The organism is Cryobacterium sp. Hh38 (assembly GCF_004403235.1).
Classification (GTDB): domain Bacteria; phylum Actinomycetota; class Actinomycetes; order Actinomycetales; family Microbacteriaceae; genus Cryobacterium; species Cryobacterium levicorallinum.
This window is the reverse complement of the sequence record NZ_SOHD01000037.1, coordinates 1-19,781: the sequence shown is the minus strand read 5'-3', so window position 1 is coordinate 19,781 and position 19,781 is coordinate 1. Positions and strand designations below refer to the sequence as shown.

Sequence of the window (19,781 nt, the reverse complement as noted above, 5' to 3'; positions counted from 1 at the left end):
CAATGCGCGCATTGGTAAGGGCGGTCGCGCGGGCGAAAGCTGCCGGAGCGGACAGCGGATGCTGGCGCTAGCAGCGCGCCACGCGCGCGCAACGTTTGGACGCACATGCAGGATCCGCACGCACAACGGCGTGCAGGAGCAGCCTCAGGGCTACGGGGCGGGAGTGGCGGTGGGCGCGGGGGCCAGGGCTGCGGCGATCATTGCGGTGATGGCGGCGTAGTCGGGGTTCTCGGGGTCGATACCGTTTTCGGGGATCAGGGGCACCGACACGACCGGCAGTTCCTTGGTCTTCGCTGCCAGGTTCACGAAGTAGCCGAGCATGCCCTGCGGCACGTCGGTCTTCACGACGCGACTGCTGGCGGAGGCGACGCCCTGAAACTTGGTGAGCACGTTGGCGGGGCTGGCCTGCGCGAGGAGGGCTTCCTGCATCTGGGTCTGGCGTTGCATGCGGTCGTAGTCACTCGTGCCGTGGCGGGAGCGGGCATACCAGAGGGCGTGGTAGCCGTCCATGTGTTGCATGCCCGGCTCGAACCAGAACAGAACCTCGCTGAAGCTCTCGTCGGTGTGCACGGGAACGCGGTTCTGCACGTCGATGTCGACGCCGCCGAGGGCGTCGATGAGGTCGGAGAACCCCTGCATGTCGATCAGCACGTAGTACTGAATGGTGAGTCCGGTGATGCCCTGCGCGGCCTCGAGGGTGGCCTGAATGCCCGGGGAACTGCCCTCGGCCACGGCATTCGGGTAGTACTCGGGGCGTTTGAGCTCGGCTTCGGTGAAAATGGAGTTAAGCATGCACGCCGACACGTCGCATCCGTCGATCGATCCGTATCCCTCGGGGTACAGCGCGCCGAGCGAGGAACCGGCCGAGAACGGCACGTCCTCGAGGTTGCGCGGCAGGCTGATGGTCGTGGCCTGGCCGGTCGTGGCGTCGATGCTGACCACGGAGAGGCTGTCGGGGCGCAGGCCGTCCCGGTCAGCGCCGGCATCCCCGCCGAGCAGCAGGATGTTGTAGCGGCCATTGACTGGCGGTTCACTCGGACCGGCGACGAAGACGGAGGAGAGGAATCCGCTCGCCGAGGTCGCGACGAAGGCGCCATAGCCAGCCGTGCCGCAGACGACGACCATGAGGGCTGCGGAGAAAGCGGCGATCAGCGGGCGGGCGCCGGGCGCGGCTTTCAGCAGGTTGATCAGGCTGAGGGTGTTGACGGTGAGCACGAGCCAGGTGAGCGCGTAGAACGCGAGCACTGCGGCGGCGGCCCAGAGGCCGATCGTGCTCGTGAACACCGTGAGCACGGCCTCGGGCCAGAACAGGTAGACAGCCCCGGCGACGATTGCCGAGGCCACCAGGATGAGCGTGGCGCCGAGGCCGAACCGGCCGAGTCGTCGATTGCCGGCGAGTACCTGCGCCGAACCGGGGAGCACGAAATTGAGTACGACCAACCACCACGCACGCGTCGTCATGATGCGCGTGGAGCCGGAATTCGGGTGCCGGATCGGGTCAGTCACACTGCTCATAATCGCTCTTGGAGGTCCCGGTTCTTCTGCTCGACCAGGTCGGCGAGTGCGACGGAATAGTCTTCGAGCTTCACGCGCAGCGCGTCATCGCTCGTGGCGAGAATCTTGATCGCGATGAGCGCGGCGTTCTTGGCCCCGCCGATCGACACGGTCGCGACCGGCACGCCGGCCGGCATCTGCACGATCGACAGCAGCGAGTCGAGGCCGTCGAGCAGGCCGAGCGGAACAGGAACCCCGACCACGGGCAGCGTGGTCATGGCGGCGAGCATACCGGGCAGGTGCGCTGCTCCTCCCGCTCCGGCGATAATCACCTTGAGGCCACGGGCCTGCGCGTTGCGACCATAGTCGAGCATCTTCTCGGGGGTGCGGTGCGCAGAGACGACCTGCACCTCGTGCGCCACCCCGAAGTCTTTGAGGGTCTGCGCGGCGGCACTCATGACGGTGAAGTCGGAGTCGCTGCCCATGACCAGGCCGACGAGCGGCGCGCTGGAGTTCACGGGCACACTGTTAATGGGCACAGCGTTTATGGGCACAGCGGAGGGCTCGATGTTGTCTGGCACGCAGATGATCCTATTGCTCAAGACTGAAAGATTTGTGCAGTGGCACGCGCCTGGTAGGCAACTTCGTCGAGATCGTCGCCGCCCGCGGTGACGTGGCCGACCTTTCGGCCGGGCCGTGACGCCTTCCCGTAGTTGTGCACTTTCACCAGCGGATGCTCCGCGAGGGCGCTCTGATACCGGTCGCCGAGCGAGCCTTCCGAGGGCCCGCCGAAGATGTTGACCATGACCGTCCACGGGTCACGGGCGCCCGTCGCCCCGAGCGGCAGGTCGAGCACGGCCCGCAGGTGCTGCTCGAACTGGCTCGTCGTGCTGCCGTCAATCGACCAGTGGCCGCTGTTGTGCGGACGCATGGCGAGCTCGTTAATGAGGAGGCGCTCATCCGTGGTCTGAAACAGTTCGACGGCGAGCACCCCGGTGACGCCGATTCCCTTGGCCACGGCCACCGCGATGTCGGTGGCGACGTCGGCGAGGCGGCCTGCAGACTGCGGGGCCGGCGCGATCACCTCGGCGCAGACACCGTCTTTCTGCACGGTCTCCACCACCGGCCAGACCGCGATCTCCCCGCTCGGGCGGCGCGCGACAACCTGGGCGAGTTCCCGGCTGAAGTGCACGAGCTCTTCGACCAGCAGGGCGCCGCCGTTGCCGTCTTCGGCGAGCGCCAGAAACCAGTCGTCAACGTCGTGTTCGTGGCTGACGACGCGCACGCCCTTGCCGTCGTAGCCGCCGCGGGCGGTCTTCACAACGGCGCGGCCGCCGTGCGCCTGCAGAAATTCGGCGAGGCCGGCGGTATCCGTTATGCGCGCCCAATCGGGTACGGGCAAGCCCAGCTCGGCCAGCTTCTCGCGCATGAGCAGTTTGTCTTGCGCGTACAGCAGCGCGTCGGGGCCGGGATGTACTTTGACGCCGGCGCTGACGAGCTCGCGCAGAATCTCCTGCGGCACGTGCTCGTGGTCAAAGGTGATCACGTCGACGGTCTTCGCGAAGGCCAGCACCGTGGGCAGGTCGCGGTAGTCGCCGACGCTGACGGCGGCCAGGTCGGCGGACATACCGTCGGCTTCGGCAAGTACCTTGAGGTCGATGCCGAGGTTCACAGCCGCGGGAATCATCATGCGGGCCAGCTGGCCCGCGCCAATCACACCGACGGTCAAAGCCATCTGTTCACCATTTTCTGTGCAAGCGTTCAGCTAAACGCACGTTCGTACTCAGCCCGGAGAATTCCGCACGCCGTAGACTGCGAGACTTCACTGCATTCCTAGTGCCACTTTACCGAACGGCGGACGGACGCATGTCGATCACACTGAAGCAGCGCCTGCTCAATTTTCTGAGCCAGGGCCTGAAGTTCGGCACCGTCGGCGCCCTCGGCTTCGTGGTGGACTTCACTGTCTTCAACCTGCTGCGCACCACAGTGCTCGACTCGACCGACGTGCACGCCGGCCCCATCTACGCCAAGATCATCTCGACCGTGCTGGCTATTCTGGTGAACTGGCTCGGTAACCGGCACTGGACCTTCAGGAAGAATCGCCAAAACCATACGGTACGCGAGGGTCTGGAGTTTCTCGCGGTGAGCCTGGTCGGTATGGGCATCGGCATCGGATGCCTGTGGTTCAGCCACTATGTGCTCGGCTACACCAGCGTTCTCGCCGACAATATCGCCGGCAATGTGGTGGGTCTTTTTCTGGGCTCGGTGTTTCGCTTCACGCTGTACCGCTACTGGGTGTTTGCGCCGAGTCGCAGCGGCGCGTCGGCATCCGTTACCCATGCGGACACTCGCAGTGGCGCGATTGCGCTAGCGGCGGCCCCAGAACGCTGACTCGTCGGCGTGCGCCGACTGCTCCTGCCGGCGGGAACCCATGACGGTCACCGACTGCTCCATCAGGTCGTGCAGCACGCTCTGCACCAGGTCGACGTTGGGGATGTCTTTCAAGATGAGCGGATGCTCCAGCCCCGAATTGATCAGCACCGTGCCCGAGTGGAACCCGGCCTGCAGCCAGTTCTGCCGCACGCTCACGTCGTAGCCGCGGCTGTGCAGCAGTTCTTGCCGGGTGCGCACGAAGAATCCGTGGCGAAAGATGATGCGCCGGGAGGTAATCGTGTAACGCTTGGTCAGCCAGGCGGCGAGCGGCAGCAGCCAGCCCAGCACGGCCAGCACGATGGCGCCCGGCAGCAGGGCCGCGTTCTGCCAGGGTTCGGGCAGGTTGCCGGCGAAGTAACCGGTGGCGCCGGCCACGGCGAAGAGCAGCAGGGTAGGCCAGAGCAGCACCCGGGCGTGCGGGCGCAAGCGGGCGACGACCTCCTCCGGCCGACTCTCCCGGGCGTAACCGGAGGGTTCGGTCTCGTTGGTCTCTGTCTTCTTCGGTTTCATTACTTCTATTAATACCTCAGGTGGGTGACATCGCCGGCGGCGACAGACCGTTCTTCGCCATCGGCCTGGTTGACGACTCTGAGCCGTCCCTCGGCGTCGATGCCGGTGGCGGTGCCGACCAGGTCGACTCCGCCGGGCAGTTCCACCCGCACGACGCTGCCGAGGGTGCCGCAGAGTCTCGACACTTCCGCGTGGAGACCGCTCTTCTGTGCGTCACCGTCGGCTTCGACGAAGGCCCGATACAGGGTGACGAGCTCGTGCAGATAGGCGGCGAGTACTGCGTCCGGGTCGGGCGCGGTGCGGGTGACTAGCAGGAGAGAGGTCGAGGTGAGGGTGGGCAGGTTGTGTTCATCGAGCGAGAGGTTGAGGCCGGCGCCGATGACGATGCCCTTGCCGTCGGGCAGGAGTTCGCACAGGATGCCGCACACCTTGTAGCCGTCGATGAGCACGTCGTTGGGCCACTTCAGGGTCGTGTCGTGGCGGGGATCCTCGGCCTCTTTAAGATTTACGTCGTGCACCGGCGGCGTGCAGGCCTCAACGATGGTGCGCACGGCGCGGGTCATGGCGGCGCCGGCCAGGAGGGGGAACCAGCCGAGGCTGTGCGACGGTAACTCCGGGCGAATGAGTACGGAGATGGCCAGGGCTTTGCCGGTCGGGGCCAACCAGACACGACCGAGCCGGCCGCGCCCCTGAGTCTGGTTGTCGGTGACGACCACCGAGAGGTCGGGCCAGGCTGCGGCATCCGCCTCAGATAAACCAATAGCACTGGCGAGATCTTTGAGCACATCGTTGGTGGAGGAGGCCTCTGCACGGTACTCGAACCGGCTCACCTCGTTGCGGCTGAGCGAAAAATCCATCGTGCCTACCCTCTCGTGTGCATAACTCCTGCAATTCTCTCGAATCTGGCCTCAAAACACCTATTTCGGGTAGTTTTTGAAGAAATTGCAGGAGTTATGCACGGGGAAGTCCGGTTTCTGCAGTCCAAGGGACCCGACGGAGGGGGAAAGAACCAGTGTTGCGGGGCAAAGTTGTAGAACATCGTCAACGAGGAGCGGTCGGGGGGTGCCGGTAGAGTGAAATGGTGACTGATAAGACGCCCGCCGCGGCACCCGACCTGTATACGACGGCGGGAAAACTCGCCGACCTCAAGCTGCGCTATCACGAGGCTGTGACCGCCAGCGGGGCCACCGCCATCGAGAAGCAGCACGCCAAGGGCAAGATGACCGCCCGCGAGCGCGTCGACCTACTGCTCGACCAGGGTTCTTTCGTGGAGCTCGACGAGTTCGTGCGGCACCGCACCGTGGCCTTCGGCATGGAAAAGAAGCGTCCGTATGGCGACGCCGTCGTCACCGGCACCGGCACGATTCACGGCCGCCAGGTGGCCGTGTACTCCCAGGACTTCACGATCTTCGGCGGTTCGCTCGGTGAGGTCGCCGGCGAGAAGATCATCAAGGTGATGGACCTTGCCCTGAAGACCGGGGTGCCGATCATCGGCATTCTCGACTCCGGCGGAGCGCGCATTCAGGAGGGCGTTGTGGCCCTCGGCAAGTACGGCGAAATCTTTCGCCGCAACACGGCAGCCTCGGGCGTCATCCCGCAGATCTCGATCATCTGCGGCCCGGCCGCCGGCGGCGCGGTCTACTCTCCGGCGCTGACCGACTTCGTGATCATGGTCGACAAGACCAGCCAGATGTTCGTCACCGGCCCCGACGTGATCAAAACCGTCACCGGTGAAGACGTCGGCATGGAGGAGCTCGGCGGCGCCCTCACCCACAACAAGGTCTCCGGGGTATCGCACTACCTCGCGAGCGATGAGCCCGACGCGCTCGACTTTGCCCGCGCACTGCTGAGCTACCTGCCCGACAACAACCTGGCCGAGCTGCCCGTGTTCGACAGCGAGGTGGAGCTTGAGACAACGGATGCTGACCGTCGGCTCAACACGATCATCCCCGACTCCCCCAACCAGCCCTACGACGTGAAAACGGTCATCGAGCACATCGTGGACCGCGGCGAGTTTCTCGAGACGCAGCCGTTGTACGCCCCGAACATCGTCGTGGGCTTCGCCAGGGTCGAGGGCCGGTCGATCGGGATCGTCGCCAACCAACCCAACGCCATGGCGGGCACGTTGAACATCGAGGCCGGTGAGAAGGCCTCACGGTTCGTGCGGTTCTGCGATGCGTTCTCCATTCCCATCCTCACCCTGGTCGACGTGCCCGGCTTTCTACCGGGCACCGACCAGGAATGGACCGGCATCATCCGTCGCGGGGCGAAGCTGCTCTACGCCTACGCCGAAGCCACCGTGCCGCTGGTCACCGTCATTCTGCGCAAGGCCTACGGCGGCGCGTACATCGTGATGGGGTCCAAGCAGCTCGGTGCCGACACCAACCTGGCTTGGCCGACCGCGGAGATCGCCGTCATGGGCGGCCAAGGCGCCGTGAACATTCTCTACCGCGCTGAGATCAAGGCGGCCGAGCAGGCCGGCGAAGACGTCGCCGCTGTGCGCACCCGCCTGGCCAACGAGTACACCTACAATGTGGCGAGCCCTTTTCTGGCCGCGGAGCGCGGGGAGCTCGACGGCATCATCGAGCCCGCCGCCACCCGCGTGTCGGTCGTCAAGGCCCTGCGCGCCCTGCGTACCAAGCGGGCCACCCTGCCCGCGAAGAAGCACGGAAACATCCCCCTCTAATGCCCAAGCCCTCAGAGTTCGATCCCTCGGAGCTCATTTTCGTCACCGGACACGTCAGCGACGTCGAGGTGTCGGCGGTGAGCGCCATCATCCGTGGGCTGTTGCGGGAGGAATCCGACGAGCGTCGGGCGGCTCCCGTACAGCACCGGAGCGCCTGGCAGCAGGGCCAGCGCGCCATCCGCCAGCCGGTGCACCCCGGCGCCGGTCGCTGGCGCGGCTTCGCCGGCTGACCCCCTCCGGCGCCCCACCTTCTTCGTGGACGGGGCCCCGTCCACGGGCCCAGTTTAGAAATTGGGCATCGGTTCACAAGGTGGGCCCAGACGGGGGTAGAACCGACCTCGCGTCTGTCCTCCTAAATGCCGACAGCGAGACTTTGGAGATTAGTGCAGACTGGGGATTGCTCGGTGCAACTCCTGGAGTTTCACCACCAATCATTCGCTGACTAGGGTAAGCGAGCGAATGTGTTGGGGGCGAGAACGGATGGCATTCGGGTTGTCGTCCTTTCTCGAATAAACGGTTGGGGACCAGCTTCGGCTGGTCCCCTTTCGCGTACCCAGGGTCCCGAACAGGGAGCTGGTTGATTAGGGCGTGATCTGACGGGGGATTTCCAGCCACAGGTTGACCTCATCGTCACCCGCAGAGTCCAGCCCGAGGGCACTCACCGCCGGGTCAGGGCTCGACAGCCCCACCACGGTCACCGCGACGGTCGCGCTGTCGGCCGCGGTACGCACAATGATCTTGTCGGCGCTCGTCTGCTCGAGGGCGAGGGCGATGGTGCCCAGCACGTCGTCGAGGGCAACACCGCCCAGATCGTCGATACCGCCCTCGTCGAGGAGCGTAACGCTGGCTCCGCGACGCCGGGCAGCCATGACCTGTTCCCGCACCGCGTGGTTGAGCAGGCGGCGGCCGCGGATCTCATCGCGAATGGCCGCTTCGAGAAACCGGCATTCCTGCTGTTCCTCTGCGGTCAGCTCACCGTTGCTCTCGCTGATGCGTCGCAGCATCGGCATAGCAAGGCGCATGGTCTGAGTGAGACGCACCTGGCGCTCGTAGAGGTGAGCCTCCTGGGCTGCGTGCCATCCGCTCGCCTCGCGCTCGGCTCGGGCATACTGGCGGGCGTCCCGGCTGGCCTTGACCAGGGCACGGGAGAGCACCGCGGCTGCGACCACCCAGACCACGCTTCCGATGACGCCCAGTCCCCCGAGTTCGCCGACTCCGGCCCAGATCACACTGTGGATGACGAGCAAGGCCACACCCAGCAGGGCTAGTTGGGGACGCTTGCGGGTGGCAGTGATGGTCATCAGCGTGCCGATGGCGGCGACGTACCAGGTGGCGTAGCCGAGATTACCCGAAGAGCCATCAAGCTGGCTGCCCACGATCAGTGGGAGTGCCACGCTGACCGCGACGTTGAACAGCGCCAGCGGCAACGACATGCGCATCGGGCTGCTCGGCCAGAGGCTCGCCATTGTCGCCCCCACATACAGGCCCATGGCGACCAGGATCGGCACCGACGACGTCGGCTCTTGGATCGAATACAGCCCGAGAATCACGTGATAGCCCGAGAACAGAGCCGCTACGACGAGGGTGAGCGTGCGCGACACCCTGACAACGCTGGTCATCAGCGATCACCCGCCCGGTCGGTGTCGAGACTGGTGACGGCATACTCGACCGATGCGGGCGCCACTCGAAGCCCCGCGTCGCTGCCCCCATCCGTTTCGCTGTCGGCGGAGACCTCAACCCGCGGCCAGCTGATGACCACGGTCGTGCCCCGGCCGGGGCTTGAGTTCACCACGGCGACGCCACCCACGCTGGCGATCCGGTCGCGAATAGAGACCCGCACGCCGAGCCGGGCACTGGCCACGCTGGTCGGATCAAAGCCGCAGCCGGTGTCGCTGATCTCGATGCGGCATCCGCTTCGACCGTTGCCGCAAATCGTCAGGCTGCGCATTTGCGCTGGGCCGGCGTGCTGCACGCTGTTGACCATGGCTTGCACGCTCGCCGCATACAGGGCCTCGGCGACGAACTCCGGAATGCTCAGGCCGTCGACCCCCCGCTCGGTGATGGTGAAAGCGCCGGTGTTCAAGGCGGCGCCACGAAGGCGGTCGACCAGACGGCTCACGTCGGTCGTCGCATCGTCGAGGGTTCGTTCGCCATTGGCCTCCTGCAAGCGGATGATGGCGCTGCGAGCCATCGCCGCGGCCAGCACGGCTCCCTTGGAATTGTGCACACCGGCGGCCGAGAGCAGAGTCGCGAGAACGCTGTCGTGCACGATCGAGTCGACCTCGACGCGTTCCATCTCGGTCGCGTGGTGGCGCACCGCCACGGCGTATTTTGCCAGGGCATTGGACTGGGCGGTGTCGACCTTGTCGGTCGCGTCGCGGAGCACGTAGATGATGATGAGCACGACACCGCCGAGCAGCATGGCGTAGCAGGTATCGAGGGCGGCGAGCAGGTTTTCGGCCTCACCGCCGGAGGGCAACACCCGCACGAGTCCAAAGACGACGGGCGTGACGACCGTGTAAATGATGGCCCAGAGCAACGGAAACGCGATCGCCGCGCACGAGGTCGCGACGGTGCACAAGTACCAGAGCCACGGTTTGCTGTCGAGAACGACCGTGGGGTCGCGCATAACGAGCGGCCATACGATGAGGGCGATGAGGTAGACGGCCGCGATAATGCCGGCCGTAGTGCGAATGCCGCGCCGAACCAGCGTTGCGACCACGAACACCAGAATTGACAGGCCCAGGGCGATCCCGATGGGCACGGCGGAACCGGGTTTGCGACTTTCCAGCTGTCCGAGCATAAACGGCAGCGTCTGGAGAGCGAAGACCACCGCGACACCGGCCACCGAACGGGACAGGACGATCTCGATCTGGGCGTGACTGATCGGATTGCGCGGGTGCCGGGGCCGTCCGAACAGGTCGTCCTGGAAGTCGGCCGGATTGACCGCGCCGAACGCGGCCGTATCGGTTGACACCAGGGCGCCCGGGCGGGCGGCCCGTTTAGACACCGCGGTCACCGTCGGAGGCGTCGAGTCCTGGCAGGATTCCGTCTTCGACGGCGCGGCGCAGCAGGTCGACCTTGGTCGGCGCTGGGCGGCCGACCTCGACGTACTTCACCCGGATTCGGTCCAGGTATTCTCGCGCCGTGGAGTGCGCGATGCCTAGCTGCAGGGCAACCATCTTCAGTGGCAGGCCCGAGGCGTACAAGTGCAGAACGTCGCGTTCACGGCGACCGAGCTGAGCCCTGGCGAAGTCGCGGTCGGCGTCGATCGCGGTGGCCCACTCGAGGTTGTTGAGCACGTCGCCCCGGGCAACGGATGCCACGGCGGCCATGACTGTGGTGGTCGGCGAGGACTTGGGGATGACTCCAGCGGCGCCGGCGGCGAGTGCCTCACGCACCGAGGCAACCCGGTCGGCGATGCTGTGCACGAGCACGGCCGAGCCGGTGCTCGCGACGAGGTGCACATTGTCGGTCACGAGCGAACCGTCGCCGAGCGAGAGGTCGAGCACGATCACGTCGCACGCTCGTCCGGCGAGGCCGTCCACAAGGGCCTGAGCGGTCGCGGCGGCGAACAGCACCTCGTAGCCGGAGTTTTCGCAGGCGGCCTGCAGTCCCAGTCGCACCGATTCGTGGTCGTCGACGATACCGACGCGAACGGACTGCTCGGGGGTGCTTGGGGTGGGATCAGGTAGTGCGTGGCTCACGATGTCGCTGTCCTTCTCGTTGGCTCGTCTTAAGGATAGCTATTTGCTGAGCAGTGCGACGGCCTCGACGTGATGGGTATTGGGGAACAGGTCGAAGGCTCGGAGTGTGCGCAGCTGGTATCCCTGCTTCTGGAACAGCGCAACGTCGCGGGCCAGGGCCACCGGGTCGCAGGCCACGTAGACGATTTGCCGGGGTGCCAGGGCCACCAGCTGATCGACGACGGCGGCGCCGGCGCCGGAGCGCGGCGGGTCGAGCACGACGGTGGCGGCGGCGAGGCGGGCGCGCTCCGCGGCATCCGCCTCGCGTAGCAGACGCTGCAGATAGCGGTCGACGCGGTCGGCCTCGGCGGTGGCGCCCGCCCATTCCTTGAGGTTGCGGGCGGCGAAGGCGACCGCTTCCGGGTCGCTTTCGACCGAGGTGATGCGGGTCGACGCGCCGAACTTGTCGCCGACGGCCGCGGCGAGCAGGCCGACACCGCCGTAGAGGTCGAGGTTGGAGGCGCGCGGGTCGAACTGATCCGGGTCGATGATGTTCTGCACCGCGTGGTAAAGCGTGTCGGCAGCCATGGAGTGCACCTGCCAGAATCCGGACCGGTCGAGTTCAAACTCGCGGCCGTCGACAACCTCGTGAATCAGACCGTGCGGCACCCGCTTGGGCTTGCCGTTGGAATCCTTGGCCGAGACGAGCACCTGCACATCGCCCTTGCTCGGTGCGACCAGGTCAACCTTCGCGGCGTTGTGAAACAGGGTGTCGAGCGGGGCGCGCAGCTCGAGTTCGTGTTCGGCGAGCGGCAGATCGTCGACCGGGATCACGCGGTGGCTGCGGGCAGCGTACGGGCCGATGGTGCCGTCGGCGGCCACGTGCAGGCTCACCCGGGTGCGCCATCCGGTGCCGTCCATCGCGTCGCCGGGGCTGGCCTTGGCGCTGACCGCGACCGGTTCGACGACCACGTCGCTGTCGATCCCGGCCATGCGCTGGAGCGCGTCGGCGAGCACCTGGCGTTTGAGTTCGCGCTGAAATCCGAGCTCAATGTGCCCGAATTCGGCACCGCCCGCGCGGTCTTCGGGAGCGCGATCAACGGATGCTGCGCTCCAGATGTGCGGCTGACGTTCCGGTGCGGCGTCGAGCACGGCGATCGTCTCAGCCCGCCAGAAACTCTTGTGGTTGGCCTCGGTAAGGCGCGCGCGCACCCGTTCACCGGGCAGGGTGTCGCTGACGAAAATGACGCGACCCTCGTGGCGGGCGATGAAGATTCCGCCGTGCGCGATGTTGGTGATGTCAAGCTCGAGCTCGCTGCCGACCGTTTCGGAGGGGAGGCTGGCGGCGGCCTGGGGCTGGTGACTCGAATTGCTCATTCCTTGATGATCCCACACCCCCCCCTTCCTCTCGTGCTCGATCGAGCCTGATTGAATGGAGTCACCGAAACTGCGAAGGACAAGCATGCGCCTCTATCTGGCCTCCACATCTCCGGCCCGGCTGGCCCTGCTCCGGGCGGCCGGCATCGAACCGGTGCTGATCAACCCTGACGTCGACGAAGCACGAGTCGTCGCCGAGACCGAGGCTGCCGCCGGAGCCGCGCTCGCGCCGCGGGATCTCGTGCTGCTGCTGGCGCGGGCGAAAGCTGAGGCGGCGGCATCCGTTCTGCTCGCGGAGCCGTTGAACGGGCTACTGCTGGGCGGCGATTCGGTGTTCGTGCTGGACGAGGTCATCTACGGCAAGCCGCATACCGCCGAAGCGGCGCGGGAACGCTGGGAGCGCCAGCGCGGGCGCACCGGAACGCTGTACTCGGGGCATTGGCTGATCGAGCTGACAGCCGGAGTGCCGAGCGACGCGGTCGGTGCGGTTGCGGTGGCCGAAGTGACCTTCGCCGACGACCTCGACGATGCCGAGCTTGACGCCTATATCGCGACCGGCGAACCGCTCTATGTCGCGGGAGCGTTCACGATCGACAGCCTCGGCGCTCCTTTTATTACGAGCATTGTCGGCGACCCGTCCACCGTGGTGGGACTGTCGCTGCCGACGCTTCGACGGCTGGTGCGTGGCCTCGGGCACGAGTGGCCGACGCTGTGGAATCGCCCCGGAGCGCTGTCATTGTAGGCATCCGCAAGAATCTGGCCGGTCTTTTTGTGGGAGAGAACCAAAATGGATGCGGTGCGGCCCAATAGGCTAAGTGATTGTGTCACTCATAACGAAGGTCCTCATCGCCAACCGAGGCGAGATCGCCGTTCGGGTCATCCGTGCCGCGAAGGACAGTGGAATTCTCTCTGTTGCCGTCTACGCCGACCAGGATCGCGATTCCCTGCACGCCCGTCTCGCCGACGAGGCGTACGGTCTCGACGGCACCAGCGGCGCTGAAACTTACCTGGTCATCGACAAGATCCTGTCGATCGCCCGCCGGAGCGGCGCTGACGCCGTGCACCCCGGCTACGGCTTTCTGGCCGAGAACGCTGACTTCGCCCGCGCCGTGATCGGCGCCGGACTGATCTGGATCGGACCGTCGCCCGAGGCGATCGAGCAGCTCGGCGACAAGGTTTCCGCCCGCAAGATCGCCGAAAAGGTCAACGCGCCGATGGCGCCCGGCACCCTGAACCCCTGCACCGACGCCGCCGAGGTACTCGCCTTCGTCGACGTGCACGGTCTGCCCGTCGCGATCAAGGCCGCCTTCGGTGGCGGCGGCCGCGGCCTCAAGGTCGCCCGCACCCGCGAGGAGGTCGCCGAGATGTTCGACTCCGCCACCCGCGAGGCCATCACGGCTTTCGGTCGAGGCGAATGCTTCGTCGAGAAGTACCTCGACTCCCCCCGCCACGTCGAAACGCAGTGCCTGGCCGACCAGTACGGCAACGTCGTCGTCGTGTCGACCCGCGACTGCTCGCTGCAGCGCCGGCATCAGAAGCTCGTCGAAGAGGCGCCGGCGCCCTTCCTCACCGAAGCACAGACGACCGAGATGTATCGAGCGTCCAAGGCCATCCTCAAAGAGGTCGGCTACCTCGGCGCTGGCACCTGCGAGTTTCTCATCGGCCAGGACGGCACCGTCTCGTTCCTCGAGGTCAATACCCGGCTGCAGGTCGAACACACCGTCTCCGAAGAGGTCACCGGCATCGACCTCGTGCGCGAACAGTTCCGCCTCGCTGAGGGCGGCGAGCTTACCTATGGCGACCCCGTCGCATCCGCTCACTCGTTTGAATTCCGCATTAACGGAGAGGATGCCGGCCGCGGTTTTCTGCCCGCGCCCGGCCCGGTGCACGTGTTCAAGCCGTCCGGCGGCCCCGGCGTGCGCGTCGACACCGGCGTGCAGTCCGGCGATGTGATCAGCGGCTCCTTCGATTCCCTGATTGCCAAGCTCATCGTCACCGGCGCGACTCGCGAGGAAGCCCTGGAGCGTTCGCGCCGCGCCCTCGACGAGTTCGAGGTTGCCGGCCTGCCGACCGTGCTGCCCTTTCACCGCAAGGTCGTGCGCGACCCGGCCTTCGCTCCGACCGACGGCCAGCCGTTCAGCGTCTTCACCCGCTGGATCGAGACCGAGTTCGACAACGACATCGAACCGTGGACCGGCAGCATGGAAGACGCCGTCGGACCGCAGAAACGCCACAGCATCGTCGTCGAGGTGGACGGACGCCGCATCGAGGTGACCCTGCCGACGCGTCTGCTGCCCGGCGGCGCGAGCGCACGCTCGGTGGGCCCGGCCCCCAAGCGTCGCGACGGTCTGCACTCGGTCGATACCGCCACCGGAGACGCCATCAAGGCACCGATGCAGGCGACCATCGTCAAGCTACTGGTCGCCGAGGGCGACATTGTCGTCAAGGGCGACCTGCTGCTCGTGCTCGAGGCCATGAAAATGGAGCAGCCACTCGTCGCCCACCGCGACGGCACCGTGGGCAACCTGGCCGCCGTCGTCGGCACGACGGTCTCCTCCGGTTCGGTTCTGCTGACCGTCTCCGACGCCGCGTAGCCCGCTCGACACTCGTCGATTGGCTGGCAGCACACCAGACTTGCGCATGATTTTGCCGGCGGGGTTGGGGACAAGACAACCGCTCCTCAGCTCAACCAATGCCGGTTTTCAGGAAGGGATCCGAGAAAAGCATTCGGACCCTTCCCACGCACCCGCGATGTCTGAGCGAGGAGCGGATGACCCGGTTTTCGCGGCCTACCTCGGAACCCCAACCCCGTCCACAAAAGCAGGGGCAGGGCGTCGAGAACGCGGGCTGCCCCGAGAACTGCGCGGGGATTTAGGGGCTACCGGACGACGTGCATGGCGCGCGCGGCATCCGTTATGGAACCGGTGAGCGAGGGGTAGACCGGGAACGTGCGAGCGACCTCGTCGACCGTGAGCCGGTGCTCGACCGCGAGAGCCAGCGGGAAGATGAGCTCGCTCGCCTTGGGGGCGACGATAACGCCACCGATGACGGTTCCGCTGCCGGTGCGGGCGAAGATCTTGACGAAACCGTCCTTGATTCCCATCATTTTGGCCCTCGGGTTCACGGCAAGCGGCAACTTGTAGATATCGCCCTGGGCGAGTCCGTCTTCGATCTGCTTCTGGGTGTAGCCGACCGTCGCGATTTCAGGCTGCGTGAAGATGTTCGCGGCGACGTTGCGAATCTCAATCGGGTTGACGGTGTCGCCCATGGCGTGGAACACCGCGGTGCGGCCCATCATCGAGGCAACGGATGCCAGCGGGAGCTCGGTCGTGCAGTCCCCGGCCGCGTAGATGTTCGGAATGGAGGTGCGGGCGACCCGGTTGGTCTGAATGTGCCCGGACTCGGTGATCTGCACGCCGGCCTGCTCGAGGCCGATATTCGCGGTGTTCGGAATCGACCCGACGGCGATGAGGCAGTGGCTGCCTTCGACCGTGCGTCCGTCTTCGAGGGTAGCGACGACACCGGTCTTGGTGCGCTTGACCGAACCGGCGCGCGACTTGGAGAGCACGGTCATACCGTTGCGCTTGAACACGTTCTCAATCACATTGGCGGCGTCGGCGTCTTCCCCGGGCAGTACCTGGTCGCGGCTGGAGATGAGGGTGACCTTCGCGCCGAGGGCACGGTAGGCGGAGGCGAACTCGGCGCCGGTAACGCCGGAGCCGACCACGATGAGGTGTTCGGGGATCGCCTTGAGGTTGTAGAGCTGGGTCCAGGTGAGAATGTGCTCGCCGTCGGGAAGTGCGGAGGACAGCACGCGCGGGCTGGCCCCCACGGAGACGACGAGGGTGTCGGCGTCGATGCGGTCGAAGTCGGTCGCGGTCGAGTCGCCGGAGGTGGCGACGATGATACCGGTGGTGCCGTCGAGCCGTCCGTGGCCCTGCACGTAGCGCACACCGGCGCGAATGAGCGTGGCCTTCATATCTTCGGACTGCTGGCGCGCCAGCGCGAGGAGGCGCTTGTTCACTGCGGCCAGGTTGATGGCGACTTCGGGGCGCGTGGGCTTGCCGGTGTCGCCGCGTACGAAGAACTGCACACCGAGGTCGGTAGCTTCTCCGATGGAGTTGGACGCCTCGGCGGTGGCGATGAGGGATTTGGAGGGGACAACATCCGTTATCACGGCGGAGCCGCCGACACCGACGCTTTCGATGAGGGTGACATCGGCACCCTGCTGTGCTCCGGCGATGGCCGCTTCGTATCCGCCGGGCCCTCCACCTAATACTGCGATGCGTTGCTTGCGTTCGAACTCATAGGCCATGTACTCCATTCTCGTGGCCTGCGCACCCCCCGCCAAACCGTGGGTATGTTCGCGGCACGTGGATCGTCCGCCAAATCGGCCCAATTCGAGCCGTATTGTCGCCAGAGTGCCGGTTCGGCGCGCCGATGAGCAGAATTCGCGCAAAATCTCCGCCTGGTTGGCGGGGGTTCTAGAGTAGTGAAATGTTTACGAACGAGATCAACCCGTTAGACCTGCCCGAAACTGACCCGTTTGAGGCAGCTCGGTCGGCCGCAGCGGAGATCGCCGGCATCACGGGAGTGCCCCGGCACGACATCGCCCTGACGCTCGGCAGCGGCTGGGCCAAGGCGGCCGACCTCATCGGCGAGACCACGCACACCGTGGCCGCCGCCGACATCACCGGGTTCAGCGCCCCCGCGCTGGCCGGCCACGCTGGCACCCTGCGCTCGATTCTGCTGCCCGGCGGCAAGCGCGCGCTCGTGATCGGCGCCCGCACGCACTACTACGAGGGTCACGGCGTGCGCCGGGTCGTGCACAGTGTGCGCACGGCAGCGGCCACCGGAGCGACGACGATGATCCTGACCAACGGGGCCGGAGGCATCCGTGAATCGTGGAAGCCTGGAACTCCGGTGTTGATCAGCGACCACATCAACCTGACCTTCGATTCGCCGATCGAGGGCGCAAACTTCGTTGACCTGACCGATTTGTACTCGAAGCGGCTGCGCAATGTCGCGCGCGGCATCGACCCTTCCATCGACGAGGGCGTGTATTGCCAGTTTCGCGGGCCGCACTACGAGACGCCCGCCGAGGTACAGATGGCCAAGGCGATCGGCGGCCACATCGTGGGAATGTCGACCGCGCTTGAGGCCATCGCCGCTCGGCAGGCCGGCATGGAGGTGCTGGGTCTTTCGCTCATTACCAACCTCGCCGCCGGCATTCAGTCGACCCCGCTCAGCCATGGCGAGGTTATCGAGGCCGGTGCTCTGGCCGAACCTGTGATCAGTGCGCTCCTCGCGCGGATCGTGGCAGCGCTGTGAGCGGCCCGGATCGCGACAACGTCGAGCAGCCGGTCGAACGTAGTGGCGGTCGTCACTCCGGCCCGCCAGCGGATGCGACTGTCGAAGTCACCCCGCCAGGCACGCCGGCTTCCCCGCACGTCACCGACGCCGACCCGGCCGACGAGACCGAGACTCCCACCCGCGCCCTCCCGATCGTGCAGGACAGCGACGATGCCGGCTCAGAACCGACCGTCGCAATTCAGACCATTGTGCCGGACAACGACGATGACACCGTGGAAGCGACGGTTGCCATTCAGACCATCACGACCGACGATGGCGCTGAGATCGACGACCTAGCGACCGCGCCGGTGGCCCACGAAACCCCGGAGACCCCGACTGACCGCACCGCGACGGTGTTACAGGCCGCGCGGGCCTGGCTCAACCAGGACCCAGATCCGGAGACGCAGGCACAGTTGCGCGCTCTTATCAATGCCGTCGGAGACGGCGACACCGCAGCGCTGTCCAATCTGCATTCCCGGTTCGATACCCGGCTCGCCTTCGGCACGGCCGGGCTGCGCGGTGAGATTTCCGCCGGACCGAACCGCATGAACCGCGTGCTCGTCTCGCAGGCCGCCGCTGGCCTGGCCACTTACCTGCTGCGACACGCTGCGCCCGGGGTGACCCCGTCAGTCGTCATCGGCTACGACGGACGCAAGAACTCACACGTCTTCGCGACCGACACGGCGGCGCTGATGGCGGGCGCGGGGGTGCGCGCCATCCTCTTGCCGCGTCTGCTGCCCACGCCCGTGCTCGCCTTCGCCGTGCGGCATCTCGACGCAAGCTGCGGCGTGATGGTAACGGCCTCGCACAACCCGCCGAACGACAACGGTTACAAGGTGTACCTGGGCGGCGTGAACAATGGCGCGCAGATCGTCTCCCCCGACGACAAGGCCATCTCGGACGAGATTCTGCGCGTCGCCGCCGACGAGCACGTGCCGCACCTGCCGCGCGCCAGCTACGAGACCGCCGAAGAAACCGTTGTCCAGGCCTACATCGCCGAAACGGCCAGCATCGCCCACACACCGCGGGCGCAGGTGAACTCGGTGTACACCGCCATGCACGGCGTCGGCTGGGACACCACCCGTCGCGTGCTCGAAAAATCCGGTTTTGACCTGCCGACCCTGGTTGACGCGCAGATCGCGCCCGACGCGGCCTTTCCCACCGTCGCCTTTCCGAACCCTGAAGAGCCCGGCGCGATGGACCTCGCCTACGAGACTGCGCGTGAGGTGAGCGCCGAGCTCATTATTGCCAACGATCCCGACGCCGACCGGCTTGCCGTCGCCATTCCCGACCTCTCAAGCGCGAGCGGTTATCGCCGGCTCAGCGGCAACGAGGTCGGAGCGATTCTGGGCTGGCGCGCCGCGGCCCTGGCTACTGCTGACGCCTCAAACCCGGGCGCGCTAGCCTGCTCAATCGTGTCATCGCCGGCTCTGCACGCGGTAGCGGATGCCTACGGCCTGCGTTTCGTCGAAACCCTCACCGGGTTCAAATGGGTGTCGCGGGTGCCGGGCCTGGTCTACGGTTTCGAAGAGGCGCTCGGCTACCTGGTCAACCCGGACAGCGTGCGCGACAAGGACGGCATCTCGGCAGCGGTCGCCCTGCTCTCGCTGGTCAGCGACCTCAAGTCGGAAGGGACAACCCTCGCCGGCTACCTTGACCGGTTCAGTGAGAAGTTCGGACACTATGCCTCGGGGCAGATCTCGGTGCGGGTCTCCGAAGTCTCCACGATCGCCTTGGTCATGACGCGCCTACGGGAATCCCCGCCGACCCATGTCGGGCGCATTCGCGTCGACGAGATCGACGACTTTCGGTGGGGGCTGGGTGACCTGCCGCCGAGTGACGTGTTGCGCATCCGTTTGACCGACGGATCGCGCGTCATGGTGCGCCCAAGCGGTACCGAACCCAAGCTCAAGGTGTATATCGACACCCGAAGCACGGTCGGCACCCTGGTCGAGCGCCGTGCCGCGGCGCAGGCCGCCCTCGACGAGCTCGACCGCGGAATGCGCGCGCTGATCGAGTAGGTGCAGGCATCCGCTCGCGTCGATGGCGGGATCTGGGCGGGTCGGGTCGGCCATCCGCTTCGCTGAGCCGTGAGTTTCAATCACCGAGCCGTGACTTTGAGGCCATTTTGCGCGGGCAAAGTCAAGTGGTCAGGGCAACGCGGGGGTTTTTGCTTCGAGAAGTAGCTGGTTGAGGCGGTAGGCGGGGGTTTCGAGGTTGAGGGTGGGGCGTGGGCGGCGGTT

17 protein-coding genes are annotated in these 19,781 nt (G+C 66.2%); 7 read left to right on the top strand and 10 right to left on the bottom strand.

The window, feature by feature from the left end:
• Nucleotides 1-150: 150 nt before the first annotated feature.
• The 3 genes from E3T41_RS12995 to E3T41_RS12985 form a co-directional block, all read right to left on the bottom strand.
• Nucleotides 151-1,515 carry an LCP family protein gene (locus E3T41_RS12995; RefSeq protein WP_241991167.1) on the bottom strand — a complete coding sequence of 455 codons (1,365 nt, stop codon included), beginning with the start codon at nt 1,513-1,515 and terminating at the stop codon, nt 151-153.
• Complete coding sequence (purE, locus tag E3T41_RS12990) at nt 1,512-1,979, bottom strand: 5-(carboxyamino)imidazole ribonucleotide mutase (RefSeq protein WP_092452378.1); 468 nt, start codon at nt 1,977-1,979, stop codon at nt 1,512-1,514. Before purE ends, E3T41_RS12995 begins: the two co-directional genes overlap by 4 nt.
• Nucleotides 1,980-2,092: 113 nt before the next feature.
• A complete protein-coding gene (locus E3T41_RS12985; protein ID WP_092452294.1) occupies nt 2,093-3,229 on the bottom strand; it encodes a 5-(carboxyamino)imidazole ribonucleotide synthase in 1,137 nt (378 codons plus the stop codon).
• Nucleotides 3,230-3,360: 131 nt separating this feature from the next.
• On the opposite strand from E3T41_RS12985, the gene E3T41_RS12980 reads away from it, so the two are divergent.
• Nucleotides 3,361-3,885, top strand: coding sequence for a GtrA family protein (locus E3T41_RS12980; protein ID WP_104131967.1), 525 nt, complete (start codon nt 3,361-3,363; stop codon nt 3,883-3,885).
• Here the strand turns inward: E3T41_RS12980 and E3T41_RS12975 are convergent.
• On the bottom strand, nt 3,862-4,437 hold the full coding sequence (locus tag E3T41_RS12975; protein WP_092452299.1) for a PH domain-containing protein: 576 nt from the start codon (nt 4,435-4,437) through the stop codon (nt 3,862-3,864). The genes E3T41_RS12980 and E3T41_RS12975 overlap by 24 nt on opposite strands.
• Before the next feature lie 8 nt (nt 4,438-4,445).
• Entirely contained in the window at nt 4,446-5,294 is an 849-nt protein-coding gene (locus tag E3T41_RS12970) for a biotin--[acetyl-CoA-carboxylase] ligase (RefSeq protein WP_134478932.1), read from the bottom strand.
• Nucleotides 5,295-5,515: 221 nt separating this feature from the next.
• Here E3T41_RS12970 and E3T41_RS12965 point away from each other — a divergent pair, with 221 nt between their 5' ends.
• Both E3T41_RS12965 and E3T41_RS12960 read left to right on the top strand, forming a co-directional pair.
• The gene (locus E3T41_RS12965; protein ID WP_092452304.1) at nt 5,516-7,123 is read left to right on the top strand and encodes an acyl-CoA carboxylase subunit beta; all 1,608 of its coding nucleotides are present in this window, start codon (nt 5,516-5,518) and stop codon (nt 7,121-7,123) included.
• On the top strand, nt 7,123-7,353 hold the full coding sequence (locus tag E3T41_RS12960) for an acyl-CoA carboxylase subunit epsilon (protein ID WP_092452307.1): 231 nt from the start codon (nt 7,123-7,125) through the stop codon (nt 7,351-7,353). Before E3T41_RS12965 ends, E3T41_RS12960 begins: the two co-directional genes overlap by 1 nt.
• A 351-nt stretch (nt 7,354-7,704) precedes the next feature.
• Here E3T41_RS12960 and E3T41_RS12955 read toward each other — a convergent pair whose 3' ends face one another.
• Genes E3T41_RS12955 through E3T41_RS12940 form a run of 4 tightly spaced genes read right to left on the bottom strand, consistent with a single transcriptional unit; the run spans nt 7,705 to nt 12,186 of the window.
• Nucleotides 7,705-8,742 (bottom strand): hypothetical protein, encoded by a 1,038-nt coding sequence (locus E3T41_RS12955; RefSeq protein WP_134478930.1) that lies wholly within the window; start codon nt 8,740-8,742, stop codon nt 7,705-7,707.
• A complete protein-coding gene (locus E3T41_RS12950) occupies nt 8,742-10,133 on the bottom strand; it encodes a sensor histidine kinase (RefSeq protein ID WP_134478928.1) in 1,392 nt (463 codons plus the stop codon). Before E3T41_RS12950 ends, E3T41_RS12955 begins: the two co-directional genes overlap by 1 nt.
• Entirely contained in the window at nt 10,126-10,830 is a 705-nt protein-coding gene (locus tag E3T41_RS12945) for a response regulator transcription factor (protein WP_104131962.1), read from the bottom strand. Before E3T41_RS12945 ends, E3T41_RS12950 begins: the two co-directional genes overlap by 8 nt.
• A gap of 39 nt (nt 10,831-10,869) precedes the next feature.
• Nucleotides 10,870-12,186 (bottom strand): class I SAM-dependent RNA methyltransferase, encoded by a 1,317-nt coding sequence (locus tag E3T41_RS12940; protein WP_134478926.1) that lies wholly within the window; start codon nt 12,184-12,186, stop codon nt 10,870-10,872.
• A gap of 85 nt (nt 12,187-12,271) precedes the next feature.
• On the opposite strand from E3T41_RS12940, the gene E3T41_RS12935 reads away from it, so the two are divergent.
• Both E3T41_RS12935 and E3T41_RS12930 read left to right on the top strand, forming a co-directional pair.
• Nucleotides 12,272-12,928, top strand: a complete 657-nt coding sequence (locus tag E3T41_RS12935) for a nucleoside triphosphate pyrophosphatase (RefSeq protein ID WP_092452320.1) — start codon at nt 12,272-12,274, stop codon at nt 12,926-12,928.
• Between the two features lie 79 nt (nt 12,929-13,007).
• Nucleotides 13,008-14,780: a biotin carboxylase N-terminal domain-containing protein gene (locus E3T41_RS12930; protein WP_092452381.1), complete on the top strand. Its 1,773-nt coding sequence runs from the start codon at nt 13,008-13,010 to the stop codon at nt 14,778-14,780.
• Between the two features lie 284 nt (nt 14,781-15,064).
• On the opposite strand, the gene E3T41_RS12925 is transcribed toward E3T41_RS12930, so the two are convergent.
• Nucleotides 15,065-16,501 (bottom strand): NAD(P)H-quinone dehydrogenase, encoded by a 1,437-nt coding sequence (locus E3T41_RS12925; RefSeq protein ID WP_092452323.1) that lies wholly within the window; start codon nt 16,499-16,501, stop codon nt 15,065-15,067.
• Between the two features lie 182 nt (nt 16,502-16,683).
• On the opposite strand from E3T41_RS12925, the gene E3T41_RS12920 reads away from it, so the two are divergent.
• Both E3T41_RS12920 and E3T41_RS12915 read left to right on the top strand, forming a co-directional pair.
• Nucleotides 16,684-17,517 (top strand): purine-nucleoside phosphorylase, encoded by an 834-nt coding sequence (locus E3T41_RS12920; RefSeq protein WP_092452326.1) that lies wholly within the window; start codon nt 16,684-16,686, stop codon nt 17,515-17,517.
• A gap of 329 nt (nt 17,518-17,846) precedes the next feature.
• On the top strand, nt 17,847-19,559 hold the full coding sequence (locus tag E3T41_RS12915) for a phospho-sugar mutase (RefSeq protein ID WP_092452384.1): 1,713 nt from the start codon (nt 17,847-17,849) through the stop codon (nt 19,557-19,559).
• The last annotated feature ends 222 nt before the right edge of the window (nt 19,560-19,781 follow it).

Excerpts from the sequence above, each read along its gene's own strand:
- E3T41_RS12920 (WP_092452326.1), top strand. The coding sequence starts at position 16,684 with ATGTTTACGAACGAGATCAACCCGTTAGACCTGCCCGAAACTGACCCG.
- E3T41_RS12940 (WP_134478926.1), bottom strand. The coding sequence starts at position 12,186 with ATGAGCAATTCGAGTCACCAGCCCCAGGCCGCCGCCAGCCTCCCCTCC.
- purE (WP_092452378.1), bottom strand. The coding sequence starts at position 1,979 with ATGGGCAGCGACTCCGACTTCACCGTCATGAGTGCCGCCGCGCAGACC.
- E3T41_RS12975 (WP_092452299.1), bottom strand. The coding sequence starts at position 4,437 with ATGAAACCGAAGAAGACAGAGACCAACGAGACCGAACCCTCCGGTTAC.
- E3T41_RS12960 (WP_092452307.1), top strand. The coding sequence starts at position 7,123 with ATGCCCAAGCCCTCAGAGTTCGATCCCTCGGAGCTCATTTTCGTCACC.
- E3T41_RS12935 (WP_092452320.1), top strand. The coding sequence starts at position 12,272 with ATGCGCCTCTATCTGGCCTCCACATCTCCGGCCCGGCTGGCCCTGCTC.
- E3T41_RS12995 (WP_241991167.1), bottom strand. The coding sequence starts at position 1,515 with ATGAGCAGTGTGACTGACCCGATCCGGCACCCGAATTCCGGCTCCACG.
- E3T41_RS12970 (WP_134478932.1), bottom strand. The coding sequence starts at position 5,294 with ATGGATTTTTCGCTCAGCCGCAACGAGGTGAGCCGGTTCGAGTACCGT.
- E3T41_RS12955 (WP_134478930.1), bottom strand. The coding sequence starts at position 8,742 with ATGACCAGCGTTGTCAGGGTGTCGCGCACGCTCACCCTCGTCGTAGCG.
- E3T41_RS12965 (WP_092452304.1), top strand. The coding sequence starts at position 5,516 with ATGGTGACTGATAAGACGCCCGCCGCGGCACCCGACCTGTATACGACG.
- E3T41_RS12925 (WP_092452323.1), bottom strand. The coding sequence starts at position 16,501 with ATGGCCTATGAGTTCGAACGCAAGCAACGCATCGCAGTATTAGGTGGA.
- E3T41_RS12985 (WP_092452294.1), bottom strand. The coding sequence starts at position 3,229 with ATGGCTTTGACCGTCGGTGTGATTGGCGCGGGCCAGCTGGCCCGCATG.
- E3T41_RS12980 (WP_104131967.1), top strand. The coding sequence starts at position 3,361 with ATGTCGATCACACTGAAGCAGCGCCTGCTCAATTTTCTGAGCCAGGGC.